Origin of the sequence: Mycobacterium colombiense (assembly GCF_003284935.1) — a bacterium.
GTDB classification, from domain to species: Bacteria; Actinomycetota; Actinomycetes; order Mycobacteriales; family Mycobacteriaceae; genus Mycobacterium; species Mycobacterium arosiense_A.
Map to the genome: position 1 here is coordinate 1 of NZ_QMEV01000086.1, position 16,794 is coordinate 16,794.

Sequence of the window (16,794 nt, forward strand, 5' to 3'; positions counted from 1 at the left end):
CTACGAATTCATGGACGCCGACGACGCGACGACTCCGGCCGGTGACGCCGAAGACCCGTACGCCGCGCGTCCCTCCGAGGAGAGTGCGGGACCGCTCGGATTCGCCGGTGCCGCAGCCAAATCCGATGCGGCGCAAGCCACCGGGTTGGCGACGCTGACCCGCGACGGGTTGAGCGAGGGCCCCACGGTGCCGATGATGCCGAGCACCTGGGACCGCGACTAAACGGCCGTTTCAGCGCTGGTAGCGCCGGGGGGTGAAGACCCGGTCGGTGGAATCGTGTGAGTACCACTGGGTTTGGGACGACCCGACGATCAGCAGGCAGCGCATGTCGATCTCGCTGGGCTCGAGGTCGGCCAGCCTGACCACGCGGACGTCTTCGTCGGGGCCGGACACGTTGCGGCCGACCACCACCGGGGTTCCGGGTTCGCGGTGGGCCAGCAGTACGTCGCGCATCGCGCCCACCTGCCAGGTTCGCGTCTTGGAAGCCGGGTTGTAGATCGCCAGCACCAGGTCGGCGGCCGCCGCGGCCTGCAGGCGCGCGGAGATCACCTCCCACGGCTTGAGGCGGTCGGACAGCGAGATCACCGCGTAGTCGTGTCCCAAGGGCGCGCCGACGCGGCTGGCGACGGCCTGGGCCGCTGTCATCGCCGGAATCACCCGCACCTGCACGCCCGGCCATTCCTTGGCCTCCTCCAGCACCGCGGTGGCCATCGCGAACACGCCCGGGTCACCCGACGACACCACGGCCACCGCGCGTCCCTCCTCGGCCAGCGCGCAGGCCAGCCGGGCCCGCTCGGGTTCGTCGCGGTTGTCGCTGGGGTGACGCTGCTGGTAGTCGCGGATTGGGACGCGGTTCAGGTAGCCGCCGTACCCGATCAGGTCGGTCGCCGCGGCCAGCTCACGCCGGGTCTGCGGGGTCATCCAGTCCATGTCCCCGGGACCCAGGCCCACCACCGTGACGCTGCCCGCGGCGGGCATGCGCCGTCCCCGTTGCCCGCCCGGCATCATGGCCAGCGAGAAGTAGGGGACGCCGGCCTCGTCCACGTCGGCGGCGGGCAGTATGCGTTGCGTGGCGGTGCTGGCCCGCTCCACATAGAACGCGTCGTCAAGTTTTCCGGTCGCCGAAAGCGCTTCCCGCACAGCATGATACGAACGCCCGAGCTTGAGCACGACGGCGGCGTCGGCGTCGGCGAGGCGGCGGGTCAGCTCTTCGACCGGCAGGGTGCCCGGCAACACCGACAACACCTCGTCGCCGGCCACCAACGGCGTCGCGATGGCCGCCGAGGCGGCGCTCACCGACGTCACGCCCGGCACGATGACCGCGTCGAACCGTTCCGTGAGCCGGGTGTGCAGATGCATGTAGGAGCTGTAGAACAGCGGATCGCCCTCGGCCAGCAGGGCCACGTTGCGCCCGGCGTCGAGGTGAGCGGCGATGCGTTCGCTGGCCTCGACGTAGAAGTCCTCGATCGCACCGGCATAGCCGCCGGGATGGTCGGTCGTCTCGGTGGTGACGGGATAGACCAGGTGCTCTTCGATCTGACCGGGCCGCAGGTACGGTTCGGCGATGCCGCGCGCGATGCTGCGGCCGTGCCGGGCGCTGTGGTAGGCCACCACGTCGGCATCACCGATCACCCGGGCGGCCTTGACGGTCACCAATTCCGGGTCACCGGGCCCGAGCCCGACGCCCCAGAGCGTGCCCCGGCTGGTCACTCGCGGTCGCTCGCGATCGCGTTGACGGCGGCGGCCGCCATGGCACTGCCGCCCCGGCGGCCCCGCACCACCAGATACGACGTCCCGCGGGGGTTGTCGATGAGCTCCTGCTTGGACTGCGCCGACCCGACGAAACCCACCGGGCCGCCCAGCACCGCAGCCGGGGCCGGGGCTCCCTCGTCGATCAGTTCGAGCAGCCGGAACAACGCGGTAGGTGCATTGCCGATCGCCAGGACCGCGCCGGCCAGCTCGTCGGCCAGCAGCTCCACCCCCGCCGCCGAACGGGTGATGCCCCGGCGTGCGGCCAGCTGCGGCGTCCGCGGATCAGCCACCAGTGACACGACCTTGTTGCCCGCGGGCAGCCGTGCTCTGGTGATTCCGGCGGCCACCATCGACGAATCGCACAGGATGGGAGCGCCCCTGCGCAGCGCGGCACGCCCTCGCGACACGACATCGTCGGTGAACGCGACGTGCTCGGCCACGTCGACCTGCCCGCAGGTGTGAATCAGCCGGACCACCACCTGCGCCACGTCGGCGGGGAATCGCGCCAGATCGGCCTCGGCGCGGATCGTCGCGAACGACTGACGATAGATCTCCGCCGCGTCGCGGATGTAGTCGAGCACCCGCCCACCTTAAGGCTCTCGCCGGTGACGACCCGCCGCACCCGGCTACAGGCGCCGGTATCCCTGCGGGGTGGCCACCAGCACCTCACCGGCGAGCGGACTGCCGCACGCCCGGTCGCAGCCGACGAAGTGACGGTGCACCGTCGAATCGGGGTCCAGCGACCGCGCGGCGTCGGCCCGCACGTCGGCGGCCGAGCGTGCGCAGCCCGGGCTGCCGGTGCAGGCGCTGACGGTCAGCCAGGGGGAGTTCTCGTCGAACACCAGCCCCAGCGGCGCCAGGACGCGCAGCGCGACGTCGGCCACCTCTTCGGACAGATCGCACACCAGCACCGAGCGCCACGGCGTGATCACCAGCGGCGCCTCGATGGCCGCCAGGTACTCCGCGACGCGCGCCGGGAGCACCCCCAGCGGCACCGCGGCGCCCAGGGTCACCCGGCCGTCGTCTTGGCCGATCCAGCCCACCGGCGCCCTGGTGACCGCGGGGAAGGAAATGGCGCGCGGTTCGGCACCGGGCAGCAGCCGCCGCACGTCGCCCAATTCCTGGACGCGCCAAGCGGTTCCGCGGATGTCGACGAACCGCGTCGCGAGCGCGACGAGCGTCTCGACCACCTCGTCGGCCGCCAACCGGACACCGGTGTCGCGCCCAGCCAGCAGCAACGTGCAGCCATCGGGACACGCGTGCACGCCGACGTCGGCGCGCAGCCCCGAGACGTCGCCGCGCCCGTCGTCCAGGCCGAACCAGAAACGCCCGCCCAGCTCCGCGAGCCTGGGCGCGCCGCAGATCGCGGCGTCGAGCTCGCCGACCCAGCCCCGCACGTCGAGGGGGCCGCCGGATCGCCCCGACAGCGGCGAGGCCACGATGTTGCGGACCCGCTCGTGCGTCGTCGACGGCAACAGCCCCGCGGCCGCGACCGCGTCGCCGACGGCGGTCACGTCGGTCAGCCCGCGCAACTGGACATTGCCCCGGGCGGTCAGCTCGAGCGTTCCCAACCCCCACTGGGTGGAGACGGCCGCCAGCGCGGCCAGCTGGGCGGCGGTGATCATGCCGCCGGGCAGCCGGATCCGGGCCAGCGCGCCGTCGGCCGCCTGGTGCACCTGCAGCGCACCCGGGCATGCGTCGGTGTCGCGCGTCCTGGCCACCCGTCCACGGTACGGCCCCCGCGTCGCGCGCCGGCCGGGATTGCCTTCAGCCAGACCTAAACCCTTACCCGCACCCGACCGCGCCCTAGCGTCGGCACGATGAGCATTGCCACCGCGCTCGATGCTGCGCCGAGCAGGCCGCCGGTGGGGCGGGCGGGCTATGGGCGCGCCGCAAATGGGAGATCGTGCGCGTCGTGTCGCCGCTGGCGTTGTTGGCGCTGTGGCAGCTGGGCAGCGCGATCGGCGTCATTCCCGCCGACGTGCTGCCGGCCCCCTCGTTGATTCTCGAGGCCGGCGTGGAGGTGACCCGCAACGGCCAGCTCGGCGACGCGCTGCACATCTCCACCGTCCGCGTCGTCGAGGGGCTGGTGCTGGGCGGGGTCATCGGCGTCGTGGCGGGTGCGGCGGTCGGCCTGTCCCGCTGGGTCGAATCGACGGTGGACCCACCCATGCAGATGATCCGGGCGCTGCCGCACCTGGGGCTGATCCCGCTGTTCATCCTCTGGTTCGGGATCGGCGAGCTGCCCAAGGTGTTGCTCGTCGCAATGGGCGTGGTCTTCCCGCTGTACCTCAACACCTTTTCGGCGATCCGCCAGGTCGACCCCAAGATGCTGGAAACCGCTCAGGTGCTGGGCTTTTCGTTTACTCAGCGGTTAACCCGCATCCTCGTGCCCAGCGCCGCGCCGCAGGTGCTCGTCGGCTTGCGGCAGTCGCTGGCCATCGCGTGGTTGACGTTGATCGTCGCCGAGCAGATCAACGCCGACAAGGGAATCGGCTTCCTGATCGATCAACAATGCCCGCGATTTCCTGCGGATCGACATCATCATCTTCGGGCTGACCATCTACGCCCTGCTCGGCATCCTCACCGATGCGGTCGTCCGGCTCATCGAGCGCCGCACCCTGCGCTACCGACAGTGAAAGGTCTAGGCGTGACTCTCATCGCCGAGTCGGACGCCCTCACCGGCGGCCGGACCGACGTCGCCGGCGAGCTGCGCCACGTCGACAAGTGGTATGGAAACCGGCGGGTGCTCAACGACGTCTCGGTGCGCGTGCACAGCGGCGAGATCGTCGCCCTGCTCGGGCGCAGCGGCTCGGGCAAATCGACGGTGCTGCGGGTGCTGGCCGGTCTCTCACGCGACCACAGCGGACAACGCGCGGTGTCCGGCGCCCCGGCGCTGGCATTTCAGGAACCGCGCCTTTTTCCGTGGCGCGACGTGCGCGCCAACGTCGGCTACGGCCTGACCCGCAGCCGCCTCCCGCGGCGGCGGGTCCGGGAGCGCGCCGAGCGCGCGCTGGCCGACGTCGGGCTGGCCGACCACGCCGGCGCGTGGCCGCTGACCCTGTCCGGTGGTCAGGCGCAACGTGTTTCACTGGCCCGCGCGCTGGTGGCCGAACCGCGCCTGCTGCTGCTCGACGAACCGTTCGGCGCACTGGACGCGCTGACCCGGTTGACCATGCACGCACTGCTGCTGCAGCTGTGGCGCCGGCACGGGTTCGGGGTGCTGCTGATCACCCATGACGTCGACGAAGCGGTGGCACTGGCCGATCGCGTGCTAGTGCTCGAGGAAGGCCGCGTCATCCACGCGCTGGCCATCGACGAGCCGCGCCGCGCGCCCGGTGACCCCGGACCCCACACCGACCAGCACCGCGCGGAGCTGCTGGATCGCCTCGGTGTGCGGCTGTGAGCGAAGCGCGAGTGTGTTTCGCGCACCGCCAGTTTCGGGCCCCGGCCTTCTATGAGGCACTGCGTCAAGGTCTCGCCGCCTGACCCCGAGGATTGAACACGTGCCAGTACGGGCATCCTCGTGCCCGTGAGGACGGTGGAATATGCCCCGGGCCGGCTGGCCGATGTCTTCGGTGAGCCCGCGCCATCCACCATCCTGCTATGGCACGGGGCGCAAACCGATGCCCGCGCGGCCGTCGGCCCGCTGGCCGGGATGCTGGCCGGTCGCGCCGCGGTGGTGGTCGCACCCGACTGGAACTCCCATGCCGACGACGGCGGACGCGCGGACCTGTTGGCGTCGCTGGAGTTCGCCCGCAACCTTGCCGCCCAAGCCGAGCGCATCCTGCTCGTCGGGTGGTCGATGGGCGGTGCCGCCGCGGCGGGCGTGACGCTGCACGCGGGGCAGCTCGACTTCGCTCCCGCGCACACGGTTTGCCTCGCCGGGGCTTTCATGGTCCCCGATCCGATCTTCGGTCTGCCGCTGACCGAGGGCCTGGACGGCGCGCAGATCGGGTCGCCGTTCACGTTGCTGCACGGTGTCGGCGACGACGTCGTGCCCGTCGACGCGAGCAGAGACTTCGCCGCCCGCCTGGAGCGGATCGGCTGGCCGGTGGAAATGGTTGAGCTGGCGGCCGATCACGGTTCGATCGCGGGTGCCGACTACGACGCCCTCGCGGACCGCTACGAACCGGCCAAGGACGGACCGGCCCGGATCGTGGCCCAACAGGTTGCCGACCGGATCGCGGCGATGCTGGCCGGTTGAGCGGTGCGGTCGCGGCCCAGTAGGGGCGGGCGCCCCCCGTTGCGGTACGAATGATGGGTGGCTGAGCCGACCATCCTGCTGCTGTCGACCTCCGATACCGACCTGATCAGCGCCCGTTCCAGCGGGAAAAACTATCGGTGGGCCAACCCGTCTCGGCTGTCCGACGAGGAACTGCCCGACCTGCTGGCCGATGTCGCCATCGTGGTGGTGCGCATCCTCGGCGGCTACCGCGCCTGGCAGAGCGGTATCGACACGGTGATCGCCAGCGGGGTGCCCACGGTCTTGGTCAGCGGCGAGCAGGCCGCCGACGCCGAGCTGACCGGCCTGTCCACGCTCGCGGCCGGCATCGCGGTGCAGGCGCACATCTATCTGGCCCACGGCGGCGTCGACAACCTGCGCCAGCTGCACGCCTTCCTGTCCGACACGGTGCTGATGACCGGCTTCGGGTTCACCCCGCCGGTCGTGACGCCGACGTGGGGCGAGCTGCCCCGCCCGAACGCGGTAGAGGCCGACGGCCCGACGATCGCCGTGCTGTACTACCGCGCGCAACACCTGGCCGGCAACACCGGCTACGTCGAGGCGCTCTGCCGGGCCATCGAGGACGCCGGCGCGCACCCTATGCCGATCTACTGCGCGTCGCTGCGCACCGCCGAACCCGAACTGCTGCAACGGTTGGGGGCCGCCGACGCCATGGTGGTCACCGTGCTGGCGGCCGGGGGACTGAAGCCGGCCACGGTGTCTGCCGGCGGCGATGACGACAGCTGGAACGTCGAACACCTTGCCGCCCTGGATATCCCGATCCTGCAGGGGTTGTGCCTGACCAGCCCGCGCGCCGCGTGGCGGGAGAACGATGACGGCCTGAGCCCGCTCGACGTGGCCAGCCAGGTCGCGGTGCCCGAGTTCGACGGCCGCATCATCACGGTGCCGTTCTCGTTCAAGGAGATTGACGAAGACGGGCTGATCTCCTATGTCGCCGACGCGGAACGCTGCGCCCGCGTCGCGGGGCTGGCGGTGCGCCACGCGCAGCTGCGCCACGTCGCCCCGGCCGATAAGCGGGTGGCCCTGGTGTTCTCGGCCTATCCGACCAAGCACGCCCGGATCGGTAACGCGGTGGGGTTGGACACGCCGGCGAGCGCCGTCGCGTTGCTGCAGGCGATGCGCGAGCACGGCTACCGGGCGGGTGAGCTGCCCGGCGTCGAGGCCAACGACGGTGACGCCCTGATCCACGCGCTGATCGAGCGGGGCGGACAGGACCCCGATTGGCTCACCGAAGGGCAGCTGGCCGGAAACCCGATCCGGGTGTCCGCCAAGGACTACCGCGAATGGTTTGCGACCCTGCCCCCCGAATTCACCGATGCGGTCACCCGACACTGGGGCCCGCCGCCGGGGAATCTCTTCGTGGACCGCAGCAATGATCCCGACGGCGAAATCGTCATCGCCGCAATGCAATCGGACAACCTGGTGCTGATGGTGCAACCGCCCCGCGGTTTCGGGGAAAACCCCGTCGCCATCTACCACGACCCCGACCTGCCGCCCAGCCACCACTACCTGGCCGCCTACCACTGGCTGGACGCGGGCTTCGGGACACACGCGGTGGTGCACCTGGGCAAGCACGGCAATCTGGAATGGTTGCCCGGCAAGACGCTGGGCATGTCGGCAGCGTGCGGGCCCGACGCGGCGCTGGGCAACCTGCCGATGATCTACCCGTTCCTGGTCAACGACCCCGGCGAGGGAACCCAGGCCAAACGGCGCGCGCATGCCATCCTGGTCGACCACCTCATTCCGCCGATGGCGCGCGCCGAATCCTACGGCGACATCGCGCGTTTGGAGCAGCTGCTCGACGAGCATGCCAACGTCGCCGCGCTGGATCCCGGCAAGCTGCCCGCCATCCGCCAGCAGATCTGGACGCTGATGCGGGCCGCGAAGATGGACCACGACCTGGGCCTGACCGAACGCCCCGAGGAAGATTCCTTCGACGACATGCTGCTGCACGTCGATGGCTGGCTGTGCGAGATCAAGGATGTCCAGATTCGCGACGGCCTGCACATCCTGGGGCAAAAGCCCACGGGGGAGGCCGAACTGGACCTGGTGCTGGCGATCCTGCGGGCGCGCCAGCTGTTCGGCGGCGAGCACACCCTGCCCGGATTGCGCCAAGCCCTCGGCCTGGCCGAGGACGGCACCGACGACCGGACGGCGGTCGATCGAACCGAGGCCGCGGCCCGCGAACTCGTCGCCGCGCTGCAGGTGGCGGGCTGGGACGCCGAGGCGGTCGAACGGATCACCGACAATGCCGACGTCGCCGCGGTGCTGCGCTTCGCGGCCACCGAGGTGGTGCCTCGGCTGGCCGGCACGGCCGCCGAAATCGAGCAGGTGTTGCGCGCCCTGGACGGGCGGTTCATCCCGGCCGGCCCGTCGGGCTCACCGCTGCGCGGACTGGTCAACGTGTTGCCCACCGGCCGCAACTTCTACTCCGTCGACCCCAAGGCGGTGCCGTCCCGGCTGGCCTGGGAAGCCGGTGTGGCGCTGGCTGATTCGTTGCTCACCCGGTACCGCGACGACCACGGGCGATGGCCGCAGTCGGTCGGGCTGTCGGTGTGGGGCACCTCGGCCATGCGCACCGCCGGCGACGACATCGCCGAAGTCCTTGCCCTGCTGGGTGTTCGGCCGGTGTGGGACGACGCGTCGCGGCGCGTCGTCGACCTGGCGCCGATTTCGCTGTCCGAGCTGGGCCGCCCGCGCATCGACGTGACGGTGCGCATCTCGGGTTTCTTCCGGGACGCCTTCCCGCACGTCGTGACGATGCTCGATGACGCGGTACGGCTGGTCGCCGCCCTCGACGAGCCCGCGGCGGATAACTACGTGCGCGCGCACGCTCAAGCCGACCTGGCCCAGCACGGCGACCAGCGGCGCGCCACCACAAGGATTTTCGGATCCAAGCCGGGCACCTACGGCGCCGGGCTGCTGCAGCTCATCGACAGCCGCAACTGGCGGGACGACGCCGACCTGGCCGCGGTGTACACCGCGTGGGGCGGTTTCGCCTACGGCCGCGACCTGGACGGCCGCGAGGCCGTCGACGACATGAACCGCCAGTACCGGCGGATCGCGGTGGCCGCCAAGAACACCGACACCCGCGAACACGACATCGCCGACTCCGACGACTACTTCCAGTACCACGGCGGCATGGTCGCCACCGTGCGCGCGCTGACCGGACAGGCGCCGGCCGCCTACGTCGGCGACAACACCCGCCCCGACGCGATCCGCACCCGGACCCTGTCGGAGGAGACCACCCGGGTGTTCCGGGCGCGAGTGGTCAATCCGCGCTGGATGGCGGCGATGCGACGGCACGGATACAAGGGCGCGTTCGAGATGGCGGCAACCGTGGACTACCTGTTCGGCTACGACGCCACCGCCGGGGTGATGGCCGACTGGATGTACGAACAACTCACCGAGCGCTACGTGCTGGACCCGGAGAACCGCAAGTTCATGTCGGAGTCGAATCCCTGGGCGCTGCACGGCATGGCCGAGCGGCTGCTGGAGGCGGCCGGGCGTGGCATGTGGGCGGCGCCGCAGCCGGAAACCCTGGACGGGTTGCGGCAGGCGCTGCTGGACACCGAGGGCGATCTGGAAGGCTGAAGAGCCCCCTAGATGAAGTCCGACCCGCCGTCGATGTTGACCGTCGCCCCGGTGACATAGCCGTTGCGCCGCGAGGCAAGGTAGGCCGTGATCGAGGCGACCTCTTCGGGCAGTCCGGCGCGGCCGAGGTCACAGGGCTGGTGAAAGTTGTTGTCGATCCAGGTCATGACGTCGACCGGATTGGTGGCGTCAAGGCCGTCGGCGGCGAGGATGTCGTTGAGCGCTTCGGTGAAGCTTGCGGTCACGATGGTTCCCGGGCACACGCAATTGACCAAAATGCCGTCCTTGGCAAGGCTTTTCGACAGGTTCTTGGTGACACTGGCCAACGCCGATTTCGATGCGGTGTAGGCGACGATCCGCGGGTTTTGGCGCTGAATGGAATGTGCGGACAACGTCACGATGCGGGCCCACTCCGCGCGGCGCAGCAGCGGCAGGCAGGCGCGAATCGATCGCACGGCCGACATCGTGCCGAGGGTGAACGCCTCGTCCCACTGTGCGTCGTCCATCTGCTCGAAATAGCCGTCGCCCGGCCCGATCGTGTGGATCAGGCTGTTGAGTTGCCCCCAGCGTTGCGTGACGGCGGCGAAGCCGTCGGTGATGGATTCGGCATCGGTCATGTCCACGCTGATGCCCACGGCATCCGGAGCGCCCGCCCGCCGCAGCGATGCGATGGCGGCGTCGAGCGCCCGGCGGCTTCGCGCCATCACCGCCACGCTGGCTCCCTCGGCCGCAAGGGTTTCGGCGATGGCCAGTCCCATGCCTTTACTGCCGCCGGTGACTACGGCCGTCGATCCCGAAAAGCCAAGGTCCATCGTTAATTCCTTTGATCGGTGCTCAGAGCCCTACGCCCAACCCGCGCAGACAGAACCGCACCATGCGTTCGCGCAGGACATCGCGATGGCACTCGCCCGTCGCCCATTGCTCATTGATGCCCGCCCATACCACTCCGTGAATGAACTGGGCGTCGGTGACCGGGTCGACGTGGTGAAACACCCCGGCCTGCACGCCGCGCTGCAGCGTCTCGATGAGGGGCTTGAGCATCTCCGCGTACGCGGGCTGAACCAACGCGGGGGACTGCGCCTGGGCTTCTATCGACAGACGACGCAAGTCGGATTTCACGTTCTCATCGAACGCCAAGTCGAGTCGCCCATCGATCCAGGCCGCGACCGCGTCGGCCGCGGTGGCCGCGGATGCCATCCGGCGTCGCAGTCGCCGTTCCTCCGCGCGCGCCATGTCGAGAAACAGCGCGGTCACCAAATCGTCCTTGGATTCGAAATGCCGGTAGAACGCCCGGGTGCCCAGCGCGGCCCGCTCCAGTACCGCGCCGATGCTGAGCTTCCCGATTCCCTGCTCTCGCAACGTGGTTGCTGCGGCGACCAGGATCTGGCGGCGCACCGCTGCGTCCGGGCCGAGTTTTTCGCGTCGCCGCGTGCGGGGTGTGCTCACGGATTCAGGCGGTCGCGTCGTAGGTGGCTAGATAGTCCGCGAACCGCTCGCGAACGCCTTCCGGTGTCAGGCCGTAGTCAGCCAGGTCGTAGTCGTGTGCGCCGCGGGAGCCGGGCCGGTGCTGGGTGGCCCAGCGCTGGACCGAGGCCAGGGTGGCATCGGTGAAGGTCAAGCCCAGGGTGTCGTAGCTGGCTTGCAGCGTGCCTACCGGATCCGTCTGGAGGTCCGCGAAGGAGACATCGGCGAAGCGGTTGTCGCCCACCTGGGCGCGGAAATCCATGGCCCGCCGGACACCTTCGACCCAGCTGTCGACCTGCTCGGCGCCTAGCTCCTCGGCGTCGTCGCGGTCGCTGCTCCAGCTGCGCACATACCGGATCAGGCTGCAGACCGAACCCATCACTTTGGCCGGGTCGCGATGGCTCCACAGGAATTTGGCAGTGGGATAGGCCTTGACGAGCGCATCGAGGGCGAACATGTGCACGGGCGTCTTGAGATGCCACAGCACCGGCGGACAGTGCCACTGCAAAAGCCGCAGTACGCGTCGATGGAAGGTGTAGGTCTCGCGCATGTCGCAGCCCATCAGCCAGGTGAGGTACCCGGGTGCGCGCACGGCACCGTCAAAGTGGAAGGTACGAAAGCTCATTCCCATCAGATCCTGGCATTCGGTCGGCGCCGTGGGCTCGGAGTTGTACAGGGTTTTCATCAAGGGGAACATCTCGTCGAGCATTTTCAAGCCGGCCTCGGCCTGCGCGATCCGCGGGTCGCTATGTTCGGTGGCCGTTTCCGGCGGAGGGGTGGGCGCCTGCGATTCCCACATTCGCAGTGATCGGAACTGGGGATCGGCGGCCACCAGCTGGCTCAGTGCGGTGGTTCCGGTGCGGGGTAGGCCGATGACGAAGACAGGGCCTCCGACTACTTCGTTGTCGATCTCGGGGTGCTGCCGGTAGGTGTCCTCGACCTTGAGGCGTTGGATCAGTGCGTTGCTGATGGTGGCGTGCTGGATGACCCGCCCTATCTCGTTGAGGTCCGCCTCGGTGTTCAGCGCGTCGACAATGCGCTCGAGGCCCTCGCGGTAGTAGGGCGATCCGAAATCGTCGAGCCCGGTCGCGGTTCGAGCGCCGTCCTCTAACTCGTCAGCATCGAAGGTCACCGTCCGAACCTTTCCTGCACCGCGCGGCGTCGTGCCGCGAGGATTGAGGCGCGCTCTTCGGCGGTGACTTGCGCGGTGTCCCTGGGCAATTCGGCCTGAATCTGGTCGAACGGCACCACTCGCGTCGTCGGCGTGGGCGCCGTTTCGGTCCGCACGCAGCGCAGGATGATCGGGCCGTTGCTGTGGCTGGCGGTGTCGAGCCAGTTGGCGACTCCGGGGTCGCGGTCGCACAGCACCACGCGGACCAATCCATCGGAATCCACCGCGGCCTGGTGGGCATTCAGGCTGGACTGGTGGCGCCCGTAATGGATTGTCTCCCACCACGGGTTGCCGATCGAGAAGCTCCAATAGACGCCGTGCGGTGGTTCCACTTCGACGATGAGGGCCTCGCCCGGGTGCAGTTCCCACCGGCCGATCACCGGCCGGTTCTCCGCGGCGGCACCCATGTCGCTGCGATCGATCGGCGGCAGGAATCCGTTGGGCGGTGCGGCCGAGCCGAACTGCAGGAAGAACGCCAGGTTGTCGACGACGAAGTCGCCCAGGGCGATCAGCTGCCGCGTCACGGCCGAGTAGGGATCGACCGGACGGGCCGCTGTCCGGATCGGGTCGCCGAGTCGCTCGATGCGCAGTGACGAAGCCACCTCGGTATCCCAGTCGTAGAAGAAGTGCCGCACCGTCAACGTGGGATGCTCACCCGCTATCCGCATCCAATTGCCTTCTCGCCCAGGGGCTTCGGAGGCTGAGAGCACCACTTCGAAATTGCCGTCGGAATCGGTCTCCAGCTCGTCGACCAACTCGTTAGCCGTTGCGGTGATGCCGTTCATCGTCTGGAGCCCGACGTAGCGGGCGGTGCCGCGGTTGCCGAACAGTCGATAGCTTTCCCCGCCGCGCAGCGTGGCGCGGGTGTAGAGGCAGTCCGGACACTCCATTCCCCAGGTCACGATGTCGTCGGTGCTCGTGCGTTGAACGCGCAGCGCCGGATCCGGATCGAACCGCAGCACCTCGTCGATGCCCGCGGTGAGCAATACCAGCAGGTGCCGGATTCCGGCGGCGACGTCGATCCGAGTGCGATTGGCCCGCGAGGAATCGACGGTGTCCGCGGCTTCGCCGAGCCGGGCCAAAAGTCGTGACCACGCCGCGAGCACATCGGGATTACCCGCCGCGCCCGGCGATGCCGGCTCCATCGCGGCCTCGGCGATCGTGAACGGCAACCACGCCAGCGGTTTCTTCGGATCGCTCACGATTCCCGACTTCGATCGGTGCTCTCAACGCTTAATTGAAAACGGTGTTTTCATTTAAGGTGTCATGACTATCGCAGCTGCGCGGTGAGAATGTCAACGCTTACCGACGGCGGTACGTTGTTCTGGTGACACCGACCTTCGCCGACCTCGCCAAGGCGCAGTACATCCTGCTGACCACCTTCACCAAAGACGGCAAGCCCAAGCCGACACCGATCTGGGCGGCGCTGGACAAGCAGCGCGGAGACCGGCTTCTGGTCATCACCCAGGAAAAGTCGTGGAAGGTAAAGCGAATTCGCAACACCCCGCGGGTCACGCTGGCCACCTGCACGATGAACGGCCGCCCCACCAGCGAGGCCGTCGACGCAACCGCGGCCATCCTGGACAAGTCGGAGACGGCCGCCGTTTACGACGTGATCGGTGAGCGCTACGGCATCGTGGGCAAGGTGTTCAACTTCTTCAGCAAGTTGCGCGGGGGCATGGACAACAACGTCGGCCTCGAGCTGAAAGTGGCCTGAACCCAAGGGGCCGTGGCCAGCGCCGTCATCCCGATCCCGGAGCCCCGAAACTGTTGTCGGGAAGGCTCACCGCAGTCGGCTTGCTTCTACGTCGTGGCGCCGGTCCCCAAATGCTCGCCGAAGAATGCGAACACCCGCCGCCACGCGTCCTCGGTCGCGTCCCGGTCGTAGCCGAAGCCCGTGATGCGAAGTAGCGGTTGGCCGGGCAGCTCGTTGGCGAAGCTGTGCCCGACGCCGGGGTAGGTCTTCACATCGGCGGTGATGTTCTTGGCGGCGATGGTCTTGTTCAGCTTTTCTGGCGCTCCCCGCCCCAACGGGTCCCGCCCGCCGAAGCTCGCCACCACCGGGCATGCGCCGTCGAGCGTCTTGTCGAGGTTGCGCGGCAGGGGAGTGCCGTAGAACGGCGCGCAGGCACCGAAACCCTTGGGAGACATGACAAGAGCGAACTGGCCGCCCATGCAGAAGCCCGCGATGCCAACCTGGCCGGAACACTCCGGCATGGACCTCAGGTGATCGCGGGCGGCCAGGATGTCGTCCAGGGAGCGGCCGCGCTGCGTCTGCAGTTCCTTCATGACGCGGGTGATGCAGCGGATGCGGCCGCCGCGGGAATACAGGTTCGGGGTGATCGCCAGATAACCCGCCGCGGCGATGCGGTCGTTGATCGACTGCTTGTCCCGCCCGTAGCCGATCGCGTCGTGGATCACCACCACACCCGGCCACGGGCCCTGCCCCGCAGGGGTGCTCAGTAAGGCATCGATCGGTCCGCCGGGGGTATCGATCTCAATCGTCGTCATAGCGTCATCTAACTGCAATCGCACCGGCGAACACCACGGGAACTTGGGCGCGGTCGGCGGACGTTGGACTGGCATGGTGTCGCGGCTGTTGTTGATCTACGCCGTCGTCGAACTCGCGGTGATCTTCGCGCTGGTGTCGACGATCGGATGGGGCTGGACCCTGCTGGTGCTCCTGGCGACAGTCCTGCTCGGCTGGGGCCTCGTACTCCCGATGGCGGGGTCGCACCTCATCCGCCGGATCGGGCGGCTGCGCTCCGGCCTGGCCGACCAACGCGCCGCGGCCGGCGACGGTGCGCTGGTCAGCCTGGCCGCACTGCTCGTCCTCGTCCCCGGGCTGGTCAGTACGGCGCTGGGCCTGCTGCTGCTCATCGGTCCGGTCCGGTCCGCGGTCGGGCCAGGGCTGACCGCCCTGGCGGTGCGCAGGTTGCAACGCCAAATGCCCGGCCTCAGTTATGCGAGCGCCTACCGCGCACAGCCCAATTCCGCGTCGTATCCCGCCGGGCCTTTCGATGGACCCGGCCACGGCGACTACATCGACGGTGAGGTCATCGACGTGCGCGACGTCGAGGCGCCGGTGCGGTCGCAAGGATTCGACGGGCGCTGACGCGGCACCCCACCGCACCGTCCATCCGCCGACCGTTATCGCAATGCCGACCGGTGCACGTAGTTTTGGCCTGTGACCGATGGTCCCGCTCCTCCTCAGGCCGAGGCACGGCCTGCATCGTCGCGGGACGTGACCGATGGTCCCGATGGTCCCGCTCCGCTGACCCTGCTGGTCAACGGCCGCGTGCACAGCCCGGCCCACCCCGACGCGACCGCGATGGCCGTCCGCGACGGCGTGGTGGCGTGGCTGGGCGGCGACGAGGTCGGCCGCCGCATGTTTCCCGATGCCGTCGTCGAAGACCTCGACGGCGGTTTCGTGGCGCCGGGGTTCGTGGACAGCCACATCCATCTCACCGCCACCGGGCTGACGCTGAGCGGGCTGGACCTGCGCGGCGCCGGGTCGCAGGTCCAGTGCCTGCAGATGGTCGCCGCCTACGCCGCCGCCCATCCCGGCCAGCCGGTGTGGGGACACGGCTGGGACGAAGCGTCGTGGCCGGAGAACCGCCCGCCCAGCACCGCCGACCTGGACGCCGTTCTCGGCGACCGGCCCGCCTACCTGGCCCGCGTCGACGTGCACTCCGCCTTCGCGTCGACGGCCTTGCGGCGGCTGGCCACCGAACTTCCGGCGGAGGCCGGGTACAGCGCCGAGTCGCCGCTGCTCGGCGACGCACACCATCGGGTGCGCGCCGTGGCCCGGGGCCTGCTGACGGCCGACCAACTCGCGGACGCCCGCGCCGCCGCTCTGCGGGCCGCCGCGGCCGCCGGCATCGTCGCGGTGCACGAATGCGCCGGGCCCGAGATCGCCGGGATCGACGATTGGCTGCAGCTGCGCGCCCTCGACCAGGGGGTCGAGGTGATCGGTTACTGGGGTGAGCCGGTGAGCAGCCCCGACCAGGCGAAAGAGCTGATGGCGGCGACCGGCGCCCACGGGCTCGCCGGCGACCTGTTCGTGGACGGAGCGCTGGGGTCGCGCACCGCCTGGCTGCACGAGCCGTACACGGACGCGCCCGAGCGCACCGGAACGTGCTATCTGCACGCCGAGGCCGTCGAGGCGCACCTGCGGGCCTGCACGCAGGCCGGGGTCACCGCCGGATTCCATGTCATCGGGGACGCCGCGGTCACGACCGTGGTGGATGCCCTCGAGCGCGTCGTCGCCGACCTCGGGCCGGTCGCCGTCGCGCGCTGCGGACACCGCCTCGAACACGTGGAGATGGTCAGCGCCGATCAGGCCGCCAAGCTCGGCCAGTGGGGGGTCATCGCCAGCGTGCAACCCAACTTCGACGCGCTCTGGGGCGGCCCCGACGGCATGTACGCGCAGCGGTTGGGCACCCAGCGAGGCAGTCGGCTCAACCCCTTTGCGCTGTTAGCATCCCAAGGCGTGCCACTCGCGCTAGGCTCCGACGCTCCGGTCACGGGCTTCGACCCGTGGGTGAGCGTGCGCGCGGCGGTCAA

At 69.5% G+C, this 16,794-nt stretch carries 14 protein-coding genes and 2 pseudogenes; 8 read left to right on the forward strand and 8 right to left on the reverse strand.

Annotation, left to right across the window (positions count from 1 at the left end; all coding sequences use genetic code 11):
• Positions 1–223 (forward strand): annotated as a pseudogene (locus DQP57_RS23920) (PPE family protein); the annotation flags it as partial.
• Between the two features lie 9 nt (positions 224–232).
• Here the strand turns inward: DQP57_RS23920 and DQP57_RS23925 are convergent.
• From DQP57_RS23925 to cobG, 3 genes are read right to left on the reverse strand one after another with little or no spacing between them, the layout of a single operon-like run.
• Positions 233–1,711, reverse strand: a complete 1,479-nt coding sequence (locus DQP57_RS23925; protein WP_112635098.1) for a precorrin-2 C(20)-methyltransferase — start codon at positions 1,709–1,711, stop codon at positions 233–235.
• Entirely contained in the window at positions 1,708–2,334 is a 627-nt protein-coding gene (locus DQP57_RS23930) for a precorrin-8X methylmutase (protein ID WP_112635099.1), read from the reverse strand. The genes DQP57_RS23925 and DQP57_RS23930 overlap by 4 nt, the downstream gene beginning before the upstream one ends.
• A 45-nt stretch (positions 2,335–2,379) precedes the next feature.
• A complete protein-coding gene (gene cobG, locus DQP57_RS23935) occupies positions 2,380–3,474 on the reverse strand; it encodes a precorrin-3B synthase (RefSeq protein WP_112635100.1) in 1,095 nt (364 codons plus the stop codon).
• A gap of 182 nt (positions 3,475–3,656) precedes the next feature.
• Between cobG and DQP57_RS23940 the strand changes: the two are divergent.
• From DQP57_RS23940 to cobN, 4 genes and pseudogenes are all read left to right on the forward strand, one after another.
• Positions 3,657–4,392 (forward strand): annotated as a pseudogene (locus DQP57_RS23940) (ABC transporter permease).
• 11 nt (positions 4,393–4,403) lie between these two features.
• Positions 4,404–5,159 (forward strand): ABC transporter ATP-binding protein, encoded by a 756-nt coding sequence (locus tag DQP57_RS23945; RefSeq protein WP_112635101.1) that lies wholly within the window; start codon positions 4,404–4,406, stop codon positions 5,157–5,159.
• A gap of 126 nt (positions 5,160–5,285) precedes the next feature.
• A complete protein-coding gene (locus tag DQP57_RS23950; protein WP_112635102.1) occupies positions 5,286–5,960 on the forward strand; it encodes an alpha/beta hydrolase in 675 nt (224 codons plus the stop codon).
• Positions 5,961–6,017: 57 nt separating this feature from the next.
• Positions 6,018–9,593, forward strand: coding sequence for a cobaltochelatase subunit CobN (gene cobN / locus DQP57_RS23955; protein ID WP_112635103.1), 3,576 nt, complete (start codon positions 6,018–6,020; stop codon positions 9,591–9,593).
• 8 nt (positions 9,594–9,601) lie between these two features.
• Here the strand turns inward: cobN and DQP57_RS23960 are convergent, their stop codons facing one another.
• From DQP57_RS23960 to DQP57_RS23975, 4 genes are read right to left on the reverse strand one after another with little or no spacing between them, the layout of a single operon-like run.
• On the reverse strand, positions 9,602–10,405 hold the full coding sequence (locus tag DQP57_RS23960) for an SDR family NAD(P)-dependent oxidoreductase (RefSeq protein WP_112635104.1): 804 nt from the start codon (positions 10,403–10,405) through the stop codon (positions 9,602–9,604).
• Positions 10,406–10,427: 22 nt separating this feature from the next.
• Positions 10,428–11,039 carry a TetR/AcrR family transcriptional regulator gene (locus tag DQP57_RS23965; RefSeq protein ID WP_112635105.1) on the reverse strand — a complete coding sequence of 204 codons (612 nt, stop codon included), beginning with the start codon at positions 11,037–11,039 and terminating at the stop codon, positions 10,428–10,430.
• 4 nt (positions 11,040–11,043) lie between these two features.
• Positions 11,044–12,189 carry a sulfotransferase family protein gene (locus tag DQP57_RS23970; protein WP_112635106.1) on the reverse strand — a complete coding sequence of 382 codons (1,146 nt, stop codon included), beginning with the start codon at positions 12,187–12,189 and terminating at the stop codon, positions 11,044–11,046.
• On the reverse strand, positions 12,186–13,430 hold the full coding sequence (locus tag DQP57_RS23975) for a hypothetical protein (RefSeq protein ID WP_205869223.1): 1,245 nt from the start codon (positions 13,428–13,430) through the stop codon (positions 12,186–12,188). Before DQP57_RS23975 ends, DQP57_RS23970 begins: the two co-directional genes overlap by 4 nt.
• Positions 13,431–13,555: 125 nt before the next feature.
• On the opposite strand from DQP57_RS23975, the gene DQP57_RS23980 reads away from it, so the two are divergent.
• Complete coding sequence (locus DQP57_RS23980; RefSeq protein ID WP_112635107.1) at positions 13,556–13,945, forward strand: PPOX class F420-dependent oxidoreductase; 390 nt, start codon at positions 13,556–13,558, stop codon at positions 13,943–13,945.
• 86 nt (positions 13,946–14,031) lie between these two features.
• Here DQP57_RS23980 and DQP57_RS23985 read toward each other — a convergent pair whose 3' ends face one another.
• Entirely contained in the window at positions 14,032–14,739 is a 708-nt protein-coding gene (locus DQP57_RS23985) for a dienelactone hydrolase family protein (protein WP_112635108.1), read from the reverse strand.
• 73 nt (positions 14,740–14,812) lie between these two features.
• On the opposite strand from DQP57_RS23985, the gene DQP57_RS23990 reads away from it, so the two are divergent.
• Together DQP57_RS23990 and DQP57_RS23995 are read left to right on the forward strand one after the other, a co-directional pair.
• Positions 14,813–15,343: an FxsA family protein gene (locus DQP57_RS23990; RefSeq protein WP_112635109.1), complete on the forward strand. Its 531-nt coding sequence runs from the start codon at positions 14,813–14,815 to the stop codon at positions 15,341–15,343.
• Positions 15,344–15,559: 216 nt separating this feature from the next.
• On the forward strand, positions 15,560–16,794 hold a 1,235-nt coding region (locus DQP57_RS23995; protein WP_133259303.1), incomplete at its 3' end, for an amidohydrolase.

What these genes read in the sequence shown, in the direction of transcription:
- DQP57_RS23960 (WP_112635104.1), bottom strand. Translation starts at nt 10,405, where the DNA reads ATGGACCTTGGCTTTTCGGGATCGACGGCCGTAGTCACCGGCGGCAGT.
- DQP57_RS23985 (WP_112635108.1), bottom strand. Translation starts at nt 14,739, where the DNA reads ATGACGACGATTGAGATCGATACCCCCGGCGGACCGATCGATGCCTTA.
- DQP57_RS23990 (WP_112635109.1), top strand. Translation starts at nt 14,813, where the DNA reads ATGGTGTCGCGGCTGTTGTTGATCTACGCCGTCGTCGAACTCGCGGTG.